Source organism: Bordetella sp. MIP270_01_BMS, assembly GCF_054958705.1.
The window spans coordinates 4164112-4185964 of record NZ_CM143297.1 but is presented as its reverse complement, the minus strand read 5'-3'; the positions used below and the strand labels follow the sequence as shown (position 1 = coordinate 4185964).

Below are 21853 nucleotides of genomic sequence, written 5' to 3'. Positions count from 1 at the left end.
CCACACTTAGGATGGCCGTGGCGGCTCAGACGCCACGCCATCCGAGGCCGCACGGCAGCAACCGTTGCGGCAAACCAAATTCGCGCTCAGGACGGCAGGGGACACCATGAATCAGCACCCGCGACACGAACCATTCATTTCGCCGCCGCAGGCGACCATGCTTGCATCGCTGGGCTCGCAGGCGGCAGGCCTTGCGCGTGATCCGCGCCCTTCGACGGGCGACGCGGCGCCCGACGCGGCAGGCGCCGCCATGCTGGCGCGGATACGGCAGCTTGAGTCGCAGAATCGCCGGCTTAAACGCCTGAGCATCACCGACGAACTCACCTCCGCGTACAACCGCCGCCATTTTTCGGCCAGCTTTGCCACGCTGGTCCACGCGCCGTCCACGCCCTTGCCTCGCACAGCCGCCCTGGCGCTGTGTCTGTTCGACATCGACCATTTCAAAGCCTACAACGATGCCTTCGGGCACCCCATGGGGGATTCGGCGCTGCGGGCCGTCAGCATGGCGGTCCGGGCGTTGTTGCGGCGGGAATCGGACAGGTTGTTCCGCTTCGGCGGAGACGAATTCGGCGCCTTGCTGCTGGTTTCCGCGCCGGCGCGGGCTGAGGAATTTGCCCGCCAATGCCAGGCCGCCATCAGCGCGCTGAAGATCTCGCACCCGCAGGTGCCCGGATCGCAATTGAGCGCCACCTTCGGAGTGGCATGGCATCCGGCACCGGCGCGCTGCGGCCTGAGCGCACAGCAACTCTACTCGGCAGCCGACAACACTTTGTATGCCGCGAAACAAGGTGGAAGAAACCGTGTGCTCATGCGCATCATGCAGGACGCCGAGCGTGCCTGATGGCAGTACAGCCAGGCCTTCAGCGTCCTCGACCCATGCGCTTCGAATTCAAGACAGGCACTTTCACCCACATCCGTCACTCTCCCGAAACGATCGCTTTGGCCGGCGAGGGGGAGACGGTGAACTGGCAGTCGCTGCGCTCCGACACCTGGGACTGGATGCGGCGCGCGCGCGCCGCCGGGGCTCGGGAAGACCGCGCATTGGCCATACTGGCCTACCACCGGGCTTCGTTCGTCACGGCCGTGCTCGGCTGCGTGGCTCTGGGGGTGCCCTACGTGCCGCTGGATTGCCGCGACTCGGTGTACCAGATCCGGCGCAAGGTCGACATCGCGCGCGCGTCACTGGTTTATGACCCGCTGCAGGACAGGTTCATCGAGGGCCTGGCCGACCTGGAGCCGATGCGGGAAAGCGGCGTGGGCTGCATCCTGTTCGCCACACACGAAGAGGGAGAACCGTTGGGCGTGCAGCTGGGGCGCGACAGCATTGCGCTGCTGGCCAACTGGCTGCGCCACGGCGCCGGATTCGGCAGCCAGCCGGCATTCATGGCTTGCCTGCCCTGCAACGCCGGTTTTTCACTCCTGACGCTGCTGGGCGCGATGGAGCTTGGCGGCACCTACGTCATTCCGCCTTCGGATACTCACGCCACGGGAACCGGACTGGCCGAATACCTGAGTGCTCATGGGGTGAATATCCTTGCCGCCGCGCCGTCATTCCTGTGCGCCCAACTGGTGCAGCCGGGCTTTGACGGTGACAATCTGACGCAGCTCAACACACTGTTGCTGGGCGGCGAACCGTTCAGCCGCAAACAGCTCATTGCATTGCGGAACGCCTTCGCCCAGACGCGCATCATCAATACCTACGGATACGCCTCGGTCACCGGCTTTGCGACCTGGGGGCCGATTGACGAAGCCCTGGGCAAACTGACCGTGCGTTGAAGGCCCCACGGGTGCCGCGGGACAGCCGGCACACCGATGAATCAGGCAGCGTCAGATACAAGCACCAGCCGGGATGCGGGCGCCTCGACCGCGTGGATGATGCCGTCCGGGTCATGGTGCACGACGCCCATCGGGCACTCCTGCAATTGCTTCAGCTGCGCTGGCGACGCGCAAAATCCCAACAGGCATTGCCAGTCCTGCAGCGGACCCGAGGCGGTTCGGCGGCACAGCCCGCCGTAGCGCGCCCGGTTGTAGCGGGCCCAAGCCACCAGAACCACGCTGGCGAAAATCGCGCTCGCAAGATAGATCAGCAAGGTGCGCACCGTGGGCAGCAACCTGGACCATGCGGCGGGCGCTAAGCCTGCGGGGCCATCTTGCAGAACGCCGTTGATTCCGGCGGCGATCAGATAGCAGAAGCCGATCCACGCAAGCACGGTGAGGGTGCGGTCCACGCACAGGGCAAGGAATGAACGTTGGGTACGCAGAATCATGATGTAGGCGCCTTGATGCCACGATCCGGACTGACCCAGCGCGCCCGGCGCCGGCGGATCATGAGCATGACTTTGGGGAAACTGACCACGGTGGTGAACAGGTTGATCATCCAGAAGATGAACGGATACCAGATCACCCAGAACAACTCGCGTGGCAGTCCGGGCTCGTAGCGCCGGTCTACCACCAGGCTGACCACGAATTGCAGCAAACACACAATGGCCAGCACCAGACCCGTGAATGCAGGCGGGACGAAACTCGCGACCACCAATGCGTTTGGCATGGGCAGCAAGAGGCCGAGCAGGCCCAATGCCGTGAAGAAGGCGAAAGCGAACGCCCAGAATGTAGACAGGCAATACTCGGCCATCATCGCCCACATGCGGCGGTGCTCCCATCGCCAGATGCCAGTGACGTTCTTCAGGAACACTTCGGCGCCGCCACGAGCCCAGCGCAAGCGCTGCTTCCACAAGCCGGCAAGCGTCTCCGGCATCAAGATCCAGCACAGCGCGCGCGGCTCATAGAACACCGACCAGTGGTCACGCTGCAGTTTCCAGCTGATGTCGATGTCTTCGGTGACCATGTCCAGGCTCCAGTACCCGACGCGGTCCAGGGCCGAGCGACGGAACGCCGCCACGGCCCCCGAGACCGTGAACACCTGCCCGTAGACGCGTTGCGCGCGTTTGATCAAGCCGACAATGGACGAGAACTCGCCCACCTGGACGCGGCCTATCAGAGTGGAACGCGTGCGTATGCGCGGATTGCCGGTCACTGCGCCCACCCTCGGATGGCTGACCAGCGGGGACACCAGGTACGCCACGGCGTCCTTGTCCAGCAAGACATCGCCGTCGATGCAAACGAGATATTCACTGCGCGCGCTCAGGGCGCCCACGCGCAAGGCCATGGCCTTGCCCTGATTCGCCGCCAGGTGGATGACGCGCAGGCGGTCATGTTCCAGCGCCAGGGCATCCAGCATGGCCGCGGTGCCGTCGCTGGAACCATCGTTGATGGCAATGACCTCGAGCTTGCGATAGCGCTGATTCAACACGGCCAGCAAGGTCTGCGCACCGTTGTCGGCCTCGTTGAAGCAGGGCACCAGCACCGATATCAGCGGCTGGCCCGGAAGATCGGGCGGTGGCGTCCCCGGCCCCCACGGCCAGTGCCTTTCCCACTGAAGCCAGAAGTAGATCCCCCCCGTCATCCACAGAATGGACATGAACAGCGGATAGAAGAAAACGAATTCCAGCAGTATCTCGCTGGCCAGCGCCAGGGCGAATCCTACGGGCAAGCCCGTCACCAGGCACAGCGCCAAGAAGGCAATCAATCTTTCAATCATCGCAACGGATACCAAGAGTCGGAAATGGCCGGCCGGATCTCTTCCAGCGTCGGGTGGTCCTGCACGAAGTCGTCGGGGTAATAGCCGAAATTACGCGCGCCGCGCAATTGAAGACGCTGCATCCAGCCCGCAATCACTTCCGTATCGATCGGGCTGGACTCGGCGCCGTCGGTCGCGGGCCGCCAGTCGCGCGTCTGCAGCTCAAACACGGTGCGGCGCAGCGCCCCGGGCCGCTGCGCCACGATGTCGACCATGCGGTCCAGCCACTGCATGTCCTGCCCCGCCGACACGTCTTCCATGTAGGGCATGGCCATGGGCGCAGTCCAGTCGTAGGCGGCCAGGAAATCGTCGAGATTCTGGGCGAACCAGGCTTCACTCTGCGGGTCCATGATGGGCGCCGCGAAAATATTCCGCGCCGTCAGGATGTGCGGCCCGCGTATCGCCCGGACTGTGCCGGCCAGGTCCAGGGTGAAGTCCACCAGGTAACGGCTCTTGAAGCGTGTCCACCGCTGCATGGCGTCGGCGTCACCGCGGATTTCGCCTATGCTGGCCGGCAGGCCGGCCGCCTGGTACGCGGCCAGCGCGGCGGGGCCCGCATCTTCGAAGTCGGTCAACACCGCATCGTCGTGGAACAGGATGCCATCGAAGATGGCCTGCCGTGAAAGGTCTTCGTAGATCTCGGTGATGCGCTGGCGGGCGACGGGGTCGAACGGCGACAGGCGCTGGTACTGATCGGGGTCAGGCGCGGCCGTGTCACTGTCCGGGCTCCAGCGCGTCACGCGAGGCACGGAAGGGTCCAGGTCGAAACTGAGCACCGGCAGCCAGGCGTACACCTGCACATGCGCCCGGTTGCGCAACTGCCACGCCACCCGGTTGAACATATCGGCCCGCACCGGCAGCCACCGATTCGGAAAATACAGTTCCCTGGCAAGGCCGTCGCCAGTGGGGTCGGCAAAAGCCTGCAGGAACACTGTATTGATCTGCATATCCCGTATGCGCTGCACCAGCTCGCCCAGATTGCGGTCGGCCTGCGCCGGATCTGGGTCGTAGACATAATCTATGTCTACATGCGCGACGCGCATCAGCGGATACGCTTCGATGCCAGTTACCGAATTCGCGAACGATGAAGCGCCGGGGTCGCTGGAGATCAGCAGCCTGGGCGTGGACATCAGCCCCTCGACGTGGGCCGCCCCGTCTTCCAGCGTCATGCCCATCTGGTAGCCGTGATCCGCGGCGATGGCGAGCGCAGTGCCGCTCTCGGCCCCGTAGGGCCACACCCAGGCACGCGGCGGCTTGCCGGTGGCGCGCTCGATTTTCCCCGATACCACGGCGATATCGCGAGTCATCCGCGCCCGGTGCGCCGCTTCCGACTCATAGGTCTGCGTCGCCGGGTCAAACAGGCGGATCGCCGCCGCAGGCTCTGTGTTGCCTTGCGGATTCGCCAATGCGCCGAAGTGCAGGTCGTTCGTATGGGCCGCGATCTCCACCAGTCCCGAGCGCGACAACTCGCCCACATCTTTCCAGTTGAGGAAGCGCTCGCGCTCGACTGGCAGGCCGCCGAAATCGACAGGCTGTCCCTCGGGCGTGTCCATCCACCTGCCCACGGGCGCCACGACCGCCGGCCAGTTGAAGGCTCGGAGAATCGGCAGCAACCGCGTGAGCGAACTGCGATAGCCGTCGTCGAACGTCAGCAGCACGGCCTTCTCGGGCAGCTCGCCTTTGCCGTCACGCGCAGCCAGGATCTGCTCAATGGTCACCGGCTGGTAACCATTCTCGCGCAGCCAGGTGAACTGTTGCACCAGCCGGTCGGTGCTGACGCTGAGGAATCGCTGGTCAGGGTCGGTGTCCTCGACATCGTGGTAGCCCAGCACGACGAACTGATTGGCCGGCCACGGTTGCTCGGTGCGGGACAGCGGGCGTTCATCGGGCGGCACGAACACTGGAATGTCGCGCGCGCATGCGGATAGCGCGGCCAACGCGCAGAACACTGCCCACCACCTGAGAAAATGGAATCGCATGATCGCCCTGCTAGAACCGGAAAGAAAGATCGAAAACAACGCGCACTTCGCGTTCGCGGTCGCCATCGTAGGGACGGCTGATCGCCGTCGCGGTGGCGCCCAGCGCGAGCACATCGTTCACTTGCCAGCGTTGCCCATAACTCAGCAACGCAATGCCGCCGCTGCCGTAGTCGCGCTGCGTATACAGCCCGCCCCCTACGCCGATGGTCTGGGTCCAGGCCGCCTCGTATCGCCGATGCAGCAGGTGGGTCAGCTGCAAAGTGGGTAGCACAGTCAAGTCGGCCCGAGGATTGAAATAGGGAGCGTCCTGCCGGCTGTTGCGCGACACCGATAGATCCATTCCCAGATCGAGATTGAGCGTGGGCGTGGTGTACAGCCGTTCACGTCCCAGCAGGCCGATCGCCACGCGATTGTTCCCATCGCTGAAATGCATGCCTGTGGCAGACAGCGCCCATTCGCGCCGCTCATCGCCGCGCCAGCGCACATAGGCGTTGACGCTGTTGGCGGATATATCGTTGGTCAGTGCACGCAGCGGGGTCTCGCGCGACCGCCACTCCACCCCTCCGCCCACTTGCCAGGTATCGTTCAGGTCCAGCGCGCCGGACAGCCGCAAACCCGGTTTGGTGCCGAACCCATAATTGTTGGCCGATGCTTCGGCTTCCACCGTCACATCGCGGGCGCGCCATTCCACGCCGCTGCGCGCCCAGCGGTAATGGCCCTTGCCTTCCTCGAAGTCGCCCGTCGCGTAACCGGCGCCTGCGAACACGCGCCAGTTCTCAGAGATAGGCGGCGAATACAGGACCGATTCGATCGACATGCCGCCATCGCCGGCGACCGCGCTGTCGTTGGCAATGCCTCGCGTGCCGGAGACCTGAAGTTCGGCTTTGTCATGCACCTCGACCGCGCGTGCCAGCTGCTGGGCCGCCACGTTCTCCGGAAACCGGGTGATGACATCCTGGCTGAGCAGCCTGGCGTGCCGCCATTCCTGAAGTTCGAGCGCCGCATAAGCCTGCCCCATTTCTACAGACAGGTTGCGCGGCGCCAGGGTTTCGGCGAGCTTCAGTTCACGCTCGGCCTCGCGCGGCTTCGCGCGCGCCAGCAAGGCATCCGCGCGAGCGGCCCGCAGCCCGGCATTGTTGGGAGCCAGACGCACCATCTCGTCGTACTTGGCCTGCGCCGCCAGTGTATCGCCCGCCAGCAACCGGCCCTGCGCGCCCACCCGCACTGCCTCCAGGTACAGATCGTTCGGCATGCGCTCTTCCTGCCCTTTGTAGTACAGCCAGGGATCGTGGTCGGTCTGCGCATGTTCGATGATGGCCTCCGCTTGATCGCGCTGCTCAGCTTCGGCTTGCGCGTAGAACAGGCCAGTCTGAGTCGCCAGGCGGTCGCGGCCTTCATCCGACTTGGCCTGCGGGTCGGACAGCACACTGTTGAACAGTTCCGCGGCGATCTCAGGCTCACGCAACGCCAGGTAGGCATTGGCCACATCGTTCATGACATAGCGTGGCACTGGCACATGCTCGGCGCGCAACGATTCGTACGCGTCCACCACTTCGCGCATGCGGCCGCTGATATACAGCACCCGCAAGCGGTCAATGCGCGCACGCTGTACATCGCCCCTGGCATCCGGCCCCAGTGGCGTCCAGGCGGCGATCTGCTCATCCAGCACCGCGACGGCGCGGTTCGCCACGTCGTATCGATGCGCTTCGCCACGCGACCCCAGGCCGGCCATGCGCACGAGTTCCGCCGCGTAATCGCCTTCGAGCCGGCGCAGCTGCGCGGCGGTGAACAGATCGGCACGGCCACGGGCCACCCGCAGCGCCGCTTCGGCAAGGCGTGCCCGCTGCAATGCGAAGACATAGGCGCGTACGATGTACGCGCGTCCGGGAGCAAGCCTGTAGGCATGGTCTACCTGCTCCAGCGCCGCGAAATGCTGGTGGTCGCGCGCGTAGGCATAGGCCAACGCCAGGCGCCGGTCGGGGTTTCCTGGCGCGCGCTTCACAAGGCCCTTGCCCAGCTCGATGGCCTGCGCTATTTCGCCGGCGTCCGCAAGCACCATGGTTTCACCCAGCACGAACGCATCGTCCTGCGGATAAGGCTGTGCGCCCTTGCGGTACATCAGCAGCGCCTGGTTCCATTGCTTTTCATCGCGGTAGGCGCGTGCCACGGTCGCGAGCGCCTCCGCGGGCAACGGGTGCTGCACCGCCAGCGATTCATAGACCTCGATGACTTCGGCGCTGCGACCCGCTCGGCCAGCAATGACGATCAGGTCGACGATCGCCCGAACGTCCTGGGGGTCCAGGCTGACACGTTGTCGCAGCATTTCCAGCGCCGGCGGGTAGATGCCCTCGCGTGCCTGGATAATGAGCGCATCGTATTCCGGATCCGTCGCGGCCGATGCCTGCGAAGACGCCATCGCGCATGCCGCCAGCCCGTGCAGCATGGCAACGAGCGGAAATGCAAAGCGGCGATTCAAACCAACTCGTTGTGATGCCATACCAGTGTCTTTGCGCAGTCATGGACGACGTTGAGGGGGCAGAGCGAGGGCACAGTATGGATAGCGCCCAAACCGCTCACTTTTGCGCCACGGCCAATAGGTTTTGAACGAACGGAAAACGTTTGGTCCGTGCTGGCAGCGCGATGAAGGCTGCCATGGGTTGGTGCATGGCCTGCCCCATGCCGCGAGTTCCGCACCGGGTTTACCCTAGGAGCCGCGTAAAAAAACACACACGCGCATTGCGCCATGCATAATCGCGTGCATTCACAACCATCCATACCTTGAAGGACACCCCATGCGCGTTCTCTCGCGTTTCATCGTGGCGGCATGCTTGGCCGCCGCCTGCATCCCGGTTGCGGCAGCGAAAGACTATCCGGATCGCCCTCTGAACCTGGTGGTTCCATATGGTCCCGGCGGCACGTCGGATCTATTGGCCCGGATCATCAGCGAGCGACTGCCGTCAGTCCTCGGGGGACAGCCGGTGATCGTCGAGAACCGGGCCGGCGCAAGCGGTACGATCGGCACGGCCCACGTCGCGCGATCGGCAGCCGACGGATACACGCTGCTGCAAGCCTTCACCCCCGAGATCGCCATCGTGCCCGCACTCCTGCGCGCCCCGCCCTACTCGCCCTTGAAGGATCTGGCGCCCGTCCTGCAGGTGGCCGAATATCCCCTCGTGCTGGTAGCCCACCCGGCTTTCGAAGCGCAAAGCGTGGATGACTTGATCCGCCTCGCCAAGGAGCAGCCCGGCAAGATCGCGTTCGCTTCCAGCGGAAATGGAAGCCCCGCTCACCTGGCCTTCGAAATCATCGAGCAGCGCGCGGGCATCGACCTCGTACACGTGCCCTACAAGGGCGCAGGCCCAGCCCTTGCCGATGTATTGGGCGGCCACGTCCCGGTCTATTTTTCGTCTATCGCGGCGGCGCTGCCGCACATCCGCGCCGGCAAACTGCGCGCCCTGGCCGTGTCATCCGCCAAGCGGGCCACGGCGGCGCCCGACATTCCGTCGGTGGCCGAGTCGGGAGTACCGGGTTTCGACCTGGTCACGTGGAATGGCATCTTCGTTCCGACCGGCACGCCTGCCGACGTGATCGAGACGCTCAATGCCGCCATCACGAAAGTGTTCCAGATGCCCGAAGTCCGGGACAGGCTCACCAAGGAAGGCGCCAGTTTTGCTCCGAATCGCCCTGAGCAGTTCGGCTCGTTCGTGAATAAAGAAGTGCAGCGCTACGCCGATGTGGTGCGCGACGTCGGAATCGACAAGGAATGAAGACGATGGGTACCCTGATCACCGGCGTAAACATCCACACTGGCCTCACGTCATCCCTGATCCATGACGGCTACATCTGCATAGGCGATGATGGACGTATCGAAAGCGTGGGAGCAGGAACGCCTCCGGCCAACGGCGGCGGCTATCAGGTGTTCGATGGCGAGGGAGCCACTGCGATGCCCGGGCTTATCGACATGCACACGCATATCATGGGGGCCACGGCCGACCAGGCGCGCGACGGCCTGGACACCACCCGGGTTGCCGTGGCACAGGCCATCCATGGCATGAATAACCTGCAACGGGCCATACGGCGCGGCATCACAACGGTGCGCGACGCCGGTGCGGCCACCGACGGCATCTTTGCCTTGCAGGACGCCGTCGAGGCAGGCCGCATTCCCGGCCCTCGATTCGTGGCATCGGGCAGCGCGCTCACCATGACGGGCGGACATGGCCATCCCTCGTTCGCGATAGAAGCCGATGGAGAAGATGGCCTGCGCCGCGCTGCGCGCATGCAGCTGAAGGCAGGTGCAGAATGCATCAAGCTGATCGCCTCGAGCGGGGTGGCTGCGCCGTGCGGCTGCGTGGCGGGGCTGCAGCTGAACTTCAGGGAGATGGCAGCCGCGGCCGACGAGGCGCGGCGGGGCGGCTACCATACGCTGGCCCATGCGATTCCGGCAGCGGCCGTGCGCGAAGCGCTCGATGCCGGCGTCGACTCGATCGAGCACGGCATCTTTCTGGACGAAGACACCGTGCGCCTCATGAAACAAGCGGGGGTCCACTACACCCCCACGCTGGCGATTTTCGAGCGTATCTCGCGCGGTGCGACGCCAGGCCATTACCCGCCTCATATGGTAGAAAAGGCCAAGCCCTGCGTCGAACCGCACAAGCGGTCCTTCCAGATGGCGGTCGAGGCAGGAATCCCCATACTGGCCGGCAGCGATTCGGGTAATTGGGGTTGGACGCTGGGCGACCTGGCCGACGAACTGGTGTTGATGAACCGGTATGGACTTCCAGCCGAACGCTGCATAGCGGCCGCTACGGTGACTGCCGCCGCGTTCTTGAAAAAAGCCGACGATATCGGCGCACTGGAAGCCGGACGCTATGGCGATGTGCTGCTGGTGAACGGCAACCCTCTCGAAGACCTGCGCGCCCTGTACGAAGTCAAGGCGGTATTCAAGGCCGGGCAGCAGTTTGTGTAGCGCAGAGCGCACGCGGTGCGCTCCTCGATTAGCACCATCAGAAGAACAATCCGTTCCACGGCTACACCCCGTTTAGGGGTGTTCCCGCCTGGGCATGGCAGTTAGAATTCTTCCACGTTATCTACCTACTAGATGGAAGACACTGATGAGCAATGCATTTATCGACGCGCTCAAGAAGCGCCGCACCCAATACGCACTGGGCCGCAACGTTTCTGCCTCTAAAGAAGAACTGCTGACCCTTATCCAGGAAGCCATCAAGCACAGCCCTTCATCTTTCAATTCGCAGAGCTCTCGCGCCGTGGTGCTGTTCGGTGCCGAAAGCGAAAAACTGTGGCGCATCGCGGTTGACGAAGTACGCAAGGTGGCCCCGGCCGAGGGCTTTGACAAGACCGAAGCCAAGCTGGCGAGCTTCGCCGCCGGCGTGGGAACCGTGCTGTTCTTTGAAGACCAGGAAGTCGTGCGCGGCCTGCAAGAGCAATTCGCCCTCTACGCAGATAACTTCCCGGTGTGGTCCGAGCAGGCCGGCGGCATGGCTCAGCTGTCGGTGTGGACCGCCCTGGCCAACGCCAACGTGGGCGCCAGCCTGCAGCACTACAATCCTTTGATCGACGCGGCCGTGGCGCAGGAATGGAATATTCCCGCCTACTGGAAGCTGCGCGCGCAGATGCCCTTTGGCTCGAATGAAGCCGAATTCGGCGACAAGAGCTTCATGGACGACGCCGAACGCTTCCGCGTCGCCGGCTGACGGGTCGCGCCTTCGGCGCAGATGACCTATGCGCGACGCCCGACCCGACCTGGTGACACGCCGTATTGCTGGCGAAATGCCGTGGCGAAATTGGCCGGGCCGGAATAGCCGGCGATCCACGCCGCCTGGGCCACGCTGACGGCGTCGCGTTCCAGGGCCAGTCGGGCGCGCTCCAACCGGGCCTCACGCAGATACGCGAACACGGTCTTGCCCCATACTGCCCGGAAATGACGTTGCAGCGTGTTCGCGCTAAGGCATGCACGCCGGGCGATCTGTTCCAAGGACATACTGTCGGCCTCGCCGCTGGCGAGCAGGTCGCGCACCTGCTCCATGCGCGCGCGCTCGCGTGGTCTCAGGCCAGGCGGCGCACGCAGCGGCACCCCTCCCTGCAGGCAGGCAAACGCTTCAACCGCCAGGTCAAGCGACCGCGACTCCTGGTACAAGCACATCAGCGATTCGTCCAGCGATGGCGGAGTCAGCATTTGCTCGGCCAGGGCGACGGCCTGTACCGACGCGATCCATTCAACGATCGACAGATGCCGACGCAACAAAGCCCTGCAAGGTGCGAGATCTTCAGCAAAGCGGCGTTGCAGCCATTCTTCGCTGAAGGTCAGGCTGATGGTCCGCTCGACCTCGCCCCGACGCGACTGCCGGACGAAATCTGTGGGCTCTGCCACCGCCACCATGACACCGCACGCCCGGCCATCGGATCGCGCGGCCAGCAGGACGCGCCGGCCTCCGAAACTGACGTCGGCCTTGCCGCCGATTGTCAGGGCCACGCGCAACCCCGGACGCAGCACTGCGCGCACCGCCACCCCCTGCAGATCGCGGGCATCCACGCGATGCAGGATCAGGCCTTCGGCCAAGGGCTGAGTGTCGACCAGGCCTTCAAACATGGCCTGGCTTGCGCCTGCCGCGGTCACGGCGTATTGCGCGGTGCCATGCCGCGCCTGCAGCTGCAGCGCCTTTTCGTCCAGCAAGACAGGGGTACGGCGGAACGGAGCGCCGTTTTCCTTATGGGCGGATGGATGAGTCATGCGGAAATGAGGATAGAGCAAAGCTTTATGAGAGGCGCGCAAAATTTACGCAGGCACTGTGCTGACATAATTGCGGATGCTAATGAAACTAGCAATCATTCTTATTAAACCACAGTAGGCGCGCCGTGGCCTTGCTCCGTTCGCGCCACTCGCGCATCCGGAGAAGTCGGCATGTCCACGCCTGTCAGCTCGCGCCCCTGCGTCGGCGCGCTCGTCACCCTTGCCCTGTCGGGCACGGCCCTCGCCCAAAACGCACCACTGCCCCAGGACCCGGCCGTTGTGCAAGAGCTGTCGGCCGTCCAGGTACTGGGCACAGCCGAGGAAGAAATTAAGGAATCGCTGGGCGTGTCGGTGATCACGGCCGAGGAAATCCAGCGGCGGCCGCCCACTAACGACCTTTCGGACATTATCCGCCGCGAGCCCGGCGTGAATCTAACCGGCAACAGCGCCAGCGGTGCACGAGGCAACAGTCGGCAGATCGACATTCGGGGCATGGGTCCGGAAAACACCCTGATTCTCATCGACGGCAAGCCCGTGGAATCGCGCAACGCGGTGCGCTACGGGTGGAACGGCGACCGCGACACGCGAGGCGACAGCAACTGGGTGCCCGCCGAAGAGGTCGAGCGCATCGAAGTGATACGCGGGCCCGCCGCCGCGCGCTATGGCTCCGGCGCGATGGGCGGGGTGGTCAATATCATTACCAGGCAGCCTACGGACGGAGTCAGCGCGTCCGCCACCTACTACTTGAACCAGCCCGAAGACAGAAAAGAAGGCAACACCAATCGCGTGAATGTGCGGCTGTCGACACCCATGAGCGATACGCTCAGCATGCGCATCTATGGCAACTACAGCAAAACCAATCCCGATGCGCGCGACATCAACGCCGGCCGCGCCACTCCTGCCAGCAATGGCAACCCGAGTACGGCGGGGCGGGAAGGCGTCATCAACCAGGATTTGAACGCGCTGTTCGCATGGCGGCCCGATACGCGCAACACGGTGGAACTGGAAACGGGATTGAGCCGCCAGGGCAACCTGTTCGCGGGCGACACCATGAACAACGCCAGCAATGACTATACCGACAGTCTATATGGCAAAGAGACCAACGCCATGTATCGCCAGAATGTCGGACTGACGCATCGAGGCGATTACAGCTGGGGAACATCGCGCGCGACACTGTCGTACGACTACACCCGGAATTCGCGGCAGCAAGAGGGCCTGGCTGGCGGCCCCGAGGGGGCGCCCCAAGACATGGGCCGCCAGACGGCGCGTTTGCGCAATGTGCGCGCGGCCGGCGAAGTCAACGTGCCGTTCAGTCTCGGGTGGAAGCAGGTAGCCACCATCGGCGTCGAAGCGCTGCACGAATCGCTGGACGATCCGTCGGCCATGCGCCAGGAATACTCCGGCACGGGCGGCGTCATCGGCAATACGGCCGGCAGCGGTCGCCCCACCCGCACCAGCCAGGACAGCTACGCACTGTTTGTCGAAGACAACATCGAGGCAGGATTGCGCACCACGCTGACGCCGGGCGTCAGGCTTGACTACAACAGCGAATTCGGCAACAACTGGAGCCCCAGCCTGAACGCTTCGTATGCAGCCACCGATTACCTGCGGCTGAAGGGGGGTATCGCGCGCGCTTACAAGGCACCCAACCTGTATCAGTCGAACCCGAATTATCTGCTATACAGCCGGGGCAACGGCTGCCTGCGATCCGAAACCAATTCGGGCGGCTGCTATCTGGTGGGCAATCCGAATCTCGAACCTGAAACCAGCGTGAACAAGGAAATCGGCTTCGAGTACGACCCGGGCACCTGGCGCGCCAGCGCGGCGTACTTCCGGAACGACTACAAGAACAAGATAGTTGCCAGCAACGACTTCGTCTACCGTTTGCCCAACGGCGCCCGCGTACTGCAATGGGCCAACAGCGGCAAGGCGGTGGTGGAAGGGCTGGAAGGCAACCTGTTTGTTCCATTGTCGCCGGCACTCGACTGGAACACCAATTTCACCTATATGCTGCAGTCCAGGGACAAGAGCACGGGCGAGCCCTTGAGTGTCATTCCGGAGTACACGATCAACAGCACGCTCGACTGGTTCTACACGCCGCAATGGTCGTTTCAGGCCAACCTTACCTACTACGGCAAGCAGAAAGGTCCCTCGACGAACCTGCGCACCGGCGAGCTCCTGGAAGGCGACGGCCGGCAAACCCTCAGCCCCTATGCGCTGGTGGGGCTGAGCGTGGGGTACGAGCCGAACAGCAATCTACGCTTCCGCGTTGGCGTCAGCAATCTGTTCGACAAGCGCTTGTACCGCGAGGGTAATTCCACCGATGCCGGCGCGGCCACCTATAACGAGCCGGGCCGGGCCTACTACGCCACCATGACGGTGCGGTACTGATGCGCTCGCTAACGCGCCTGAGTGCAGCGGCACTGCTGGCCTGCGCGCTGCCCACCCATCCGCAGCCCGTGCTCGACACCGGCATGACCTCCGCGCAGGCGCGAACCCGCCTGGGGCTGTTGGGCCTGGCACAGCAGATCGTGCTGTCGAGGGGAGACGGCTTGCGCGCGGTACGGGTGAACATCATCGTGCCTCCCGGTGAGGCGCCTGCCTCAGGCTGGCCGGTGCTCTATTTGCTAGACGGCAATGCCACGCTGCAGGCGCTGGCCGACGGCGGCAAGCCCTTTGCCGCGGTGCTGGTCGGCATCGGGTACGACGTCGACGCGCGGCTGGACGTCGTGGCGCGCACCTGGGATTACACACCCGAGCCGCCCGCGAGCCTGTCGCCCGAGGGGCGCGACCCGCGTCAACCCAACCGCCGCAATGGCGGGGCCGACGCGTGGCTCGCCTTGATCGAACAGCGCATCAAACCGCTGGTGACGGCCGCGGCGCCCATCGACGCTACGCGGCAGACGCTGTACGGGCATTCCTATGGGGGGCTGTTTGTACTCCATGCGCTACGCACGCGGCCCGAAGCCTTCCAGCGTTACGTCGCGGCCAGCCCGTCGTTGTGGTGGCATGAACCGTATATGGCGGATCGCCTGGCCGAGCTGGATACAGCCGATTGCTGCGCGACAGTGCCGCGACATCTGTACTTATGGGTAGGCGCCGATGAACGCTGGCGGCCAGCGCCGGCGCTGGGCAGCCCGCTTGCAGCACAAGAACGGCAGCCGCCCGGCGCCGGCGGCTCACGGGCCGCCGATCTGGCCCGCGCATTGGACGGCAGGCAGGGACTGCGGGTGCACTATCGCAGCTACGCCGGCCTGGGCCATGGCGCCATGCTGCCTGTTTCGGCGCGCGATGCAGCCCTTGTGGCGGCGGGGCAGCCCGCGCAGGCCGCCCCGCAGGCGGGTCAGCCGAAGCGCCCGGTGATGTAGTCTTCGGTTTCTTTGCGGCTGGGCTTCACGAAGATCTGGTCGGTGGCGCCGAATTCCATGAGCTCGCCCAGATACATGTATGCAGTGAAATCGGAACAACGCGCCGCCTGCTGCATATTGTGGGTCACGATGACGACGGTATAGTCGTTCTTCAGTTCGGCGATCAGCTCTTCGATCTTGGCGGTGGAAATCGGGTCCAGTGCCGAACAAGGTTCGTCAAGAAGCAGCACTTCCGGCTTGATGGCCACGCCGCGCGCGATGCACAGGCGCTGCTGCTGCCCGCCCGACAGGCTGTTGCCGCTTTGGTGCAGTTTGTCTTTCACCTCGCCCCACAAGGCGGCCTTGGTCAGCGCCCATTCGACGCGCTCGTCCATTTCACCCTTGGACAGGCGCTCGAACAGGCGCACGCCGAAGGCGATGTTGTCGTAGATGCTCATGGGAAACGGTGTGGGCTTCTGGAACACCATGCCGATCTTGGCGCGAATCAGCGAAATATCGGTCTTGGAGGTGAGCAGGTTCTCGCCATCGAGCAGGATTTCGCCTTCGGCCCGCTGGCCGGGATACAACTCGAACATGCGGTTGAAGGTGCGCAGCAACGTGGACTTGCCGCAGCCCGAAGGGCCGATGAAAGCCGTGACCTTGTTTTCCTGGATCGACATGTTCACATTGCGGATCGCATGGAACTTGCCGTAGTAGAAGTTCAGGTCTTTGACTTCGAGTTTGGCTTTGGCGGTTTTTTCCATTGACTTTTCCGAGGCCGGTGCGCGTGGCGCCGGCATGCAATCACGATTTGCGGAACAGGTTGCGGGCCAGGATATTGATGCCCAGCACAAGTAAGGTAATGAGCGTGGCGCCGGCCCAGGCCAGGTTGTTCCAGTCCTGGAACGGGCTGGCCGCGTATTGATAGATGACCACCGGCAGGTTGGCCATGGGCTGATTCATGTTCAACGACATGAACTGGTTTGACAGGGCGGTGAACAGCAACGGCGCGGTTTCGCCGGAAATACGGGCGATGGCCAGCAGGATGCCCGTGATGATGCCGGACTTCGCGGCCCGGTAGCAGACCAGCGTGATCATGCGCCACTTGGGGCACCCGAGCGCCGCCGCGGCTTCGCGCAGGCTGTTGGGCACCAGCATCAGCATATTGTCGGTGGTGCGCACCACCACCGGTATGACCAGAATGGCAAGTGCTAGGGCGCCGGCCCAACCGGAATAGTGGCCTACCTGGGCCACGTACACGGCATAGATGAACAGCCCGATGATGATGGAAGGCGCCGACAGCAGCACGTCGTTCAGGAAGCGGGTCGCCGGAGCCAGCCATCCGCGCTGGCCATATTCGGCCAGGTAAGTTCCTGCCAGTATGCCGACCGGCGTGCCCAGCAGGGTACCCACACCCGCCATCATCAGGCTGCCGACGATGGCGTTGATCAGACCACCCTGCTGCCCGGGCGGAGGCGTGATTTCAGTGAACAGCGTCAGCGACAGCGCGGGCGCGCCCTTGAACAACAAGGTCAGGATGATCCAGAACAACCAGAACAACCCGAACAGCAGCGCCGCCAGCGAGATGGTCAGCATGACCCGGTTGACCAGGCGACGCCGGCGGTAAATGCCGTTGTTCATGTTGAGTACGGAATCAGGCATGTTTTTTTCTTGATGCGGGTTCAGGTCTTGAGGCCTTCCGCCTTGGACAGGCGGATGAGCAGCACTTTGGAGAACGCCAGTACCACGGTGGTGATCAGGAACAGGATCAGCCCGAGTTCGAGCAAGGCCGACTTCTGCATGCCGCCGGCTTCGTTGAACTCGTTGGCCAGCGCAGACGCGATGGAGTTGCCGGGCGAAAACAGAGAATCAGGCCAGCGGAAGGCGTTGCCGATGACGAAGGTGACCGCCATGGTTTCGCCCAGTGCGCGCCCCAGGCCCAGCATGATTCCGCCTATGACCCCAGATTTGGTATAGGGCAGCACCACGCGCCACATGACTTCCCAGGTTGAACTGCCCAGGCCGTAGGCCGATTCCTTCAGCATGGCCGGCACCAGTTCGAACACGTCGCGCATGACGGCGGCGATAAACGGGATGATCATGATGGACAGGATCAGGCCCGCGGTGAAGATACCGATGCCGAACGGCGGACCGGCGAATATGCCTCCGATGACGGGCAGGCCGCCCAGGGTGGCGATAAGCCCCGGCTGCACATACTGCTGGAAGATGGGCACGAAAACGAACAGGCCCCACATGCCGTAGATGATGGACGGAATGGCTGCGAGCATCTCGATGGCTGTGCCCAGCGGACGACGCAGCCAGGCCGGCGACAGTTCGGTCAGGAAAACGGCGATGCCGAACGACACCGGCACGGCGATCACCAGCGCGATCAACGAGGTAAGCAGCGTGCCCACGATGGGCACCACGGCGCCAAAATGCTGCTGTACGGGGTCCCAGTCGTTGGTCCACAGGAACGACAGTCCATATTCGGATAGCGATTCCCGGCTGCCATAGATCAGCGACGCCATGATGGCGGCCAGCAGAATGAAGACCAGAAAAGCGAACAGCCGGGTAAGGTTCTTGAACAGCGCATCCATGAGCGCGTTTTTGCTTGGCTTCATAGGCGTGGGCGTGCCGGAGGTGACGGATTTCGTCGCGGGGGACGGGTGCAACACCGTATTATCCATTACCGCGCTCATGGATGAACTTTCCTTGGATGGGCATCTGGGGAAGACGCCGCCCGGGCCGGGCGGCATGGCGCGCAGGCCTCTAGGCCCGCGCGCCGTACGACTGATTACCGCAATTACTTCCAGATCGCCTGGCCGTCAGCGCTCTTGATTTCGCCCCAGGCGGCGCGGATTTCCTCCGTGACCGAATCGGGCAGCGGCACGTAGTCCAGCGCGGCGGCCGATTCCTTGCCGTTCTTGAAGGCCCAATCGAAGAACTCCAGCACGGCGCGGCCTTGCTCGGGCTTGTCTTGCAGCTTGTGCACCAGAATGAAGGTGGCCGCGGTCACGGGCCACGATTCGGCGCCAGGCTCGTTGGTCAGCACCACGCCCATGCCGGGCGCGCTTTTCCAGTCGGCATTGGCAGCCGCGGCGGCGAATGCGGATTGCTCGGGCTGCACGAACTGGCCGTCTTTATTCTGCAGCTGGGTCCACGACAGCTTGTTCTGCTTGGCGTAGGCATACTCGACGTAGCCGATCGAGTTCTTCAGCTGGCCCACATACGCGGCCACGCCTTCATTGCCCTTGCCGCCCTGGCCGGTGGGCCACTTCACGGCCTTGCCCTCGCCTACCTTTTCCTTCCATTCGGGCGATACCTTCGACAGATAGTTCGTCCAGCCGAAGGTCGTGCCCGAACCGTCCGAGCGGTGCACGACGATGATGTCGGTCGACGGCAGTTTCACGTCGGGGTTCAGCGCCTTGATGGCCTCGTCATCCCACTTCTTGACCTTGCCCAGGAAGATATCGGCCAGCACGGGGCCCGACAGCTTCAGCTCGCCCGGCTTGATGCCCTCGACGTTGATGACCGGAACGGTGCCGCCGATGACGGCGGGGAACTGCAGCAATCCGCTCTTTTCCAGGTCTTCAGCCTTGAGGGGGTCGTCGGAAGCGCCGAAATCGACGGTCTTGGCCTTGATCTGTTGCTGGCCACCGCCCGAACCGATCGACTGGTAGTTCACGGCATTATTGGAGGCGGCTTTGTAGTCGGAAGCCCACTTGGCGTAGATCGGGTAAGGAAACGAGGCGCCGGCGCCGGTGATGTTGGCGGCCTGCACGGCGAAAACGGCGCTCGCCAGCGCGGCGCCCAGGGAAATCTGCTTGAAGACACGGTTGAACATTCAGGTTCCTTCTGTGCTCGTTGAGGAAGTCGTGGCGGGCTGGTAGGCGCCCGTCTGCACATCGACGAAACAAATCTTAGAAGCCCAACATGACAAGACCGTGACAGTCACATACCGGAATTCAAAAAAGGGGCCACTACCCCAGACGCTTCTGGAGGAAGTCGTGAACATTGAAGGGCGCGCGGCGGTTGCGCACTCTGGCATACGTGCCGTCGGGCTGTTGCTGCCAGGCGAGCTGGTTGTCGCGCAGGGCAAAAGTGAAAGCCTCGTCGATGACACGCTTCTTGAGCGCCTTGTCATAGATCGGGAATGCCACTTCCACGCGCCTGAAGAAATTGCGGTCCATCCAGTCGGCCGACGACAGGTAAACGATTTCCTGGCCGTCGGCATAGAAGTAGAACACCCGGGAGTGCTCGAGGAAGCGCCCCACGATCGACCTGACGCGGATGTTGTCGGACAGGCCCGGCACGCCCGCCCTCAGGGCGCACAGGCCCCGCACGACGAGGTCGATCTTCACGCCGGCCTGGCTCGCCTTGTAGAGTTCGACGATGATCTGCTCTTCGAGCAGCGAATTCATCTTGGCCAGGATGCGCGCCTTGCGACCGGCCTTGGCGGCACGGATCTCGTCGCGTATGTGCGCCATCATGCTGTCGTGCATGGTGAAGGGCGACTGCAGCAGCGCCTTGAGGCTGCGGCGAGCTCCAAGCCCGGTCAGTTGCGTGAAGACCTGGTCCATATCTTCGCAGAGCCGCGGGTCGGCGGTCAGCAGGCCGAAATCGGTGTAGAGACGGGCCGTGCGCGGGTGGTAGTTGCCCGTACCCAGGTGCGCATAGCGGCGCAGGCGGCCCTTCTCGCGGCGCAGCACCAATGCCATCTTGGCGTGCGTCTTATGGGCAACGACCCCATACACGACATGAGCCCCCACCTCTTCCAGCCGGGCGGCCCAGTTGATATTGGTCTGCTCATCGAAGCGCGCCATCAGCTCGACCACCACCGTGACCTCTTTGCCGGCACGCGCGGCCGCCAGCAGGATCTGCATCAGTTCGGAGTCTTCGCCGGTGCGATAGATGGTCTGCTTGATGGCCATGACGTCGGGGTCGAGCGCGGCCGCGGTCAGGAAGTCGATGACCGGCTGGAACGACTGATACGGGTGGTGCAGCAGGCGGTCGGCCGCTGCGACGGCCGCGAACAGCTCGGCGGGCTTGTCGGCCACCGTATCGAAGGGGGGCGGCACCGCCCCATGATGCGGCGGAAACAGCAAATCAGGCCGGGTGCCCGCGTTGCACAGCTGCATCAGGCGCGACAGGTTCACCGGACCGTTGACCCGGTAGGTATCTTCGGCCGTCAGCGAAAACTCACGCTGCAGGTAGGCCTCCAGGTCGGCGGGCGTGAGGCGATCGATTTCCAGGCGCACCGCGGCGCCGAAGTTGCGCTGCGAAAGCTCGCCCTGCAGGGCGTGGCGCAGATTGGTGACCTCTTCTTCGTCGACGAAGAGGTCGCTGTTTCGCGTCACCCGCCACTGGTAGCAGCCCAGCATTGCCAGCCCGGGGAACAGCTCGCCCACGAATGCCCTGAGCAGTGAAGTCAGCAGCACGTAGCCTTCGGGCTTGCCCGAGATCTCGGGCGGCATCCTGATCAGCCGCGGCAGCGCCCGCGGCGCCTGCACCACGGCGATGGAGGCCTGCCGGCCGAAGGCATCAGCCCCCGACAGCGCCACGATGAAGTTCAGGCTCTTGTTGTAGACCCGCGGAAACGGATGGGCCGGGTCCAGACCGATGGGGGTCAGCAGCGGCATGACGTCGCGCTTGAAGACCTCGTGCGCCCATCGCTGCTGCTCGTCATTCCATTCCGATGCGTGATGCAGGGCGATGCCTTCCGCGTCGAGCCGGGGCAGGATGTCATTGTTGAGCAGGCTGTACTGGCGTTCGACCAGCGCATGCACCTTCTGCTGCACGCGCTCGAAGGCCTCGGCCGGCGTGCGGCCATCGGGCCCCACCAGGGCGGGGTTCTGCCGCTGCTGTTCCTTCAGGCTGGAAATACGGATTTCGAAGAATTCGTCGAGGTTCGAACTGACTATGCACACGTAACGCAGCCGCTCGAGCAGCGGAACCTGGGGGTTTTCCGCCATCGCGAGCACGCGTTCGTTGAACTTCAATAATGAAAGTTCGCGGTTCAAGAACGGACGCTCTACAGACGGACGAGTCGACATACGGAGTTCCATGCAGACAGACGAAGGCCTGGTTTTACTGCAGTCACGTGACGCTTCCATGACAGTGCAGCGCAACCCCCAAGCGTACG

Annotated in this window: 17 protein-coding genes; 7 read left to right on the top strand and 10 right to left on the bottom strand. The window is 63.8% G+C overall.

The genetic code is table 11. The features are described from left to right. The first annotated feature begins 106 nt into the window (after positions 1 to 106). Both ACV17W_RS19640 and ACV17W_RS19635 read left to right on the top strand, forming a co-directional pair. Positions 107 to 841, top strand: coding sequence for a GGDEF domain-containing protein (locus tag ACV17W_RS19640; RefSeq protein ID WP_462594039.1), 735 nt, complete (start codon positions 107 to 109; stop codon positions 839 to 841). Beyond that, entirely contained in the window at positions 841 to 1776 is a 936-nt protein-coding gene (locus ACV17W_RS19635; protein WP_462594038.1) for an AMP-binding protein, read from the top strand. Before ACV17W_RS19640 ends, ACV17W_RS19635 begins: the two co-directional genes overlap by 1 nt. Positions 1777 to 1817: 41 nt before the next feature. Here the strand turns inward: ACV17W_RS19635 and pgaD are convergent, their stop codons facing one another. Genes pgaD through pgaA form a run of 4 tightly spaced genes read right to left on the bottom strand, consistent with a single transcriptional unit; the run spans position 1818 to position 8092 of the window. Beyond that, the gene (pgaD, locus tag ACV17W_RS19630) at positions 1818 to 2267 is read right to left on the bottom strand and encodes a poly-beta-1,6-N-acetyl-D-glucosamine biosynthesis protein PgaD (protein ID WP_462594037.1); all 450 of its coding nucleotides are present in this window, start codon (positions 2265 to 2267) and stop codon (positions 1818 to 1820) included. Continuing rightward, entirely contained in the window at positions 2264 to 3598 is a 1335-nt protein-coding gene (gene pgaC / locus ACV17W_RS19625; RefSeq protein ID WP_462594036.1) for a poly-beta-1,6-N-acetyl-D-glucosamine synthase, read from the bottom strand. Before pgaC ends, pgaD begins: the two co-directional genes overlap by 4 nt. Next, positions 3595 to 5616, bottom strand: coding sequence for a poly-beta-1,6-N-acetyl-D-glucosamine N-deacetylase PgaB (gene pgaB, locus ACV17W_RS19620; RefSeq protein ID WP_462594035.1), 2022 nt, complete (start codon positions 5614 to 5616; stop codon positions 3595 to 3597). The genes pgaC and pgaB overlap by 4 nt, the downstream gene beginning before the upstream one ends. A 10-nt stretch (positions 5617 to 5626) precedes the next feature. Then, on the bottom strand, positions 5627 to 8092 hold the full coding sequence (gene pgaA / locus ACV17W_RS19615) for a poly-beta-1,6 N-acetyl-D-glucosamine export porin PgaA (protein ID WP_462594034.1): 2466 nt from the start codon (positions 8090 to 8092) through the stop codon (positions 5627 to 5629). Positions 8093 to 8408: 316 nt separating this feature from the next. Between pgaA and ACV17W_RS19610 the strand changes: the two genes are divergently transcribed. The 3 genes from ACV17W_RS19610 to ACV17W_RS19600 all read left to right on the top strand — a co-directional run bounded on the left by ACV17W_RS19610 (position 8409) and on the right by ACV17W_RS19600 (position 11327). Beyond that, the gene (locus ACV17W_RS19610; protein ID WP_462594033.1) at positions 8409 to 9383 is read left to right on the top strand and encodes a Bug family tripartite tricarboxylate transporter substrate binding protein; all 975 of its coding nucleotides are present in this window, start codon (positions 8409 to 8411) and stop codon (positions 9381 to 9383) included. Continuing rightward, positions 9380 to 10582 (top strand): metal-dependent hydrolase family protein, encoded by a 1203-nt coding sequence (locus ACV17W_RS19605; protein WP_462594032.1) that lies wholly within the window; start codon positions 9380 to 9382, stop codon positions 10580 to 10582. The genes ACV17W_RS19610 and ACV17W_RS19605 overlap by 4 nt, the downstream gene beginning before the upstream one ends. 145 nt (positions 10583 to 10727) lie before the next feature. Further along, positions 10728 to 11327, top strand: coding sequence for a nitroreductase family protein (locus tag ACV17W_RS19600; protein WP_462594031.1), 600 nt, complete (start codon positions 10728 to 10730; stop codon positions 11325 to 11327). A gap of 26 nt (positions 11328 to 11353) precedes the next feature. On the opposite strand, the gene ACV17W_RS19595 is transcribed toward ACV17W_RS19600, so the two are convergent. Continuing rightward, positions 11354 to 12364, bottom strand: a complete 1011-nt coding sequence (locus ACV17W_RS19595; protein WP_462594030.1) for a helix-turn-helix transcriptional regulator — start codon at positions 12362 to 12364, stop codon at positions 11354 to 11356. Between the two features lie 171 nt (positions 12365 to 12535). Here ACV17W_RS19595 and ACV17W_RS19590 point away from each other — a divergent pair, with 171 nt between their 5' ends. After that, the gene (locus ACV17W_RS19590) at positions 12536 to 14755 is read left to right on the top strand and encodes a TonB-dependent siderophore receptor (protein ID WP_462594029.1); all 2220 of its coding nucleotides are present in this window, start codon (positions 12536 to 12538) and stop codon (positions 14753 to 14755) included. Further along, on the top strand, positions 14755 to 15732 hold the full coding sequence (locus ACV17W_RS19585) for an alpha/beta hydrolase (RefSeq protein ID WP_462594028.1): 978 nt from the start codon (positions 14755 to 14757) through the stop codon (positions 15730 to 15732). The genes ACV17W_RS19590 and ACV17W_RS19585 overlap by 1 nt, the downstream gene beginning before the upstream one ends. Here the strand turns inward: ACV17W_RS19585 and pstB are convergent. The 5 genes from pstB to ppk1 all read right to left on the bottom strand — a co-directional run bounded on the left by pstB (position 15708) and on the right by ppk1 (position 21764). Continuing rightward, positions 15708 to 16475 (bottom strand): phosphate ABC transporter ATP-binding protein PstB, encoded by a 768-nt coding sequence (gene pstB, locus ACV17W_RS19580; protein WP_462594027.1) that lies wholly within the window; start codon positions 16473 to 16475, stop codon positions 15708 to 15710. The two genes, ACV17W_RS19585 and pstB, sit on opposite strands and share 25 nt — an antisense overlap. Before the next feature lie 40 nt (positions 16476 to 16515). Further along, positions 16516 to 17373 (bottom strand): phosphate ABC transporter permease PstA, encoded by an 858-nt coding sequence (gene pstA / locus ACV17W_RS19575; RefSeq protein WP_462594026.1) that lies wholly within the window; start codon positions 17371 to 17373, stop codon positions 16516 to 16518. 20 nt (positions 17374 to 17393) lie between these two features. Next, complete coding sequence (pstC, locus tag ACV17W_RS19570; RefSeq protein WP_462594025.1) at positions 17394 to 18410, bottom strand: phosphate ABC transporter permease subunit PstC; 1017 nt, start codon at positions 18408 to 18410, stop codon at positions 17394 to 17396. 104 nt (positions 18411 to 18514) lie between these two features. Further along, on the bottom strand, positions 18515 to 19555 hold the full coding sequence (gene pstS / locus ACV17W_RS19565; RefSeq protein ID WP_462594024.1) for a phosphate ABC transporter substrate-binding protein PstS: 1041 nt from the start codon (positions 19553 to 19555) through the stop codon (positions 18515 to 18517). Positions 19556 to 19691: 136 nt separating this feature from the next. Further along, entirely contained in the window at positions 19692 to 21764 is a 2073-nt protein-coding gene (gene ppk1 / locus ACV17W_RS19560) for a polyphosphate kinase 1 (RefSeq protein WP_462594023.1), read from the bottom strand. Between the last annotated feature and the right edge of the window lie 89 nt (positions 21765 to 21853).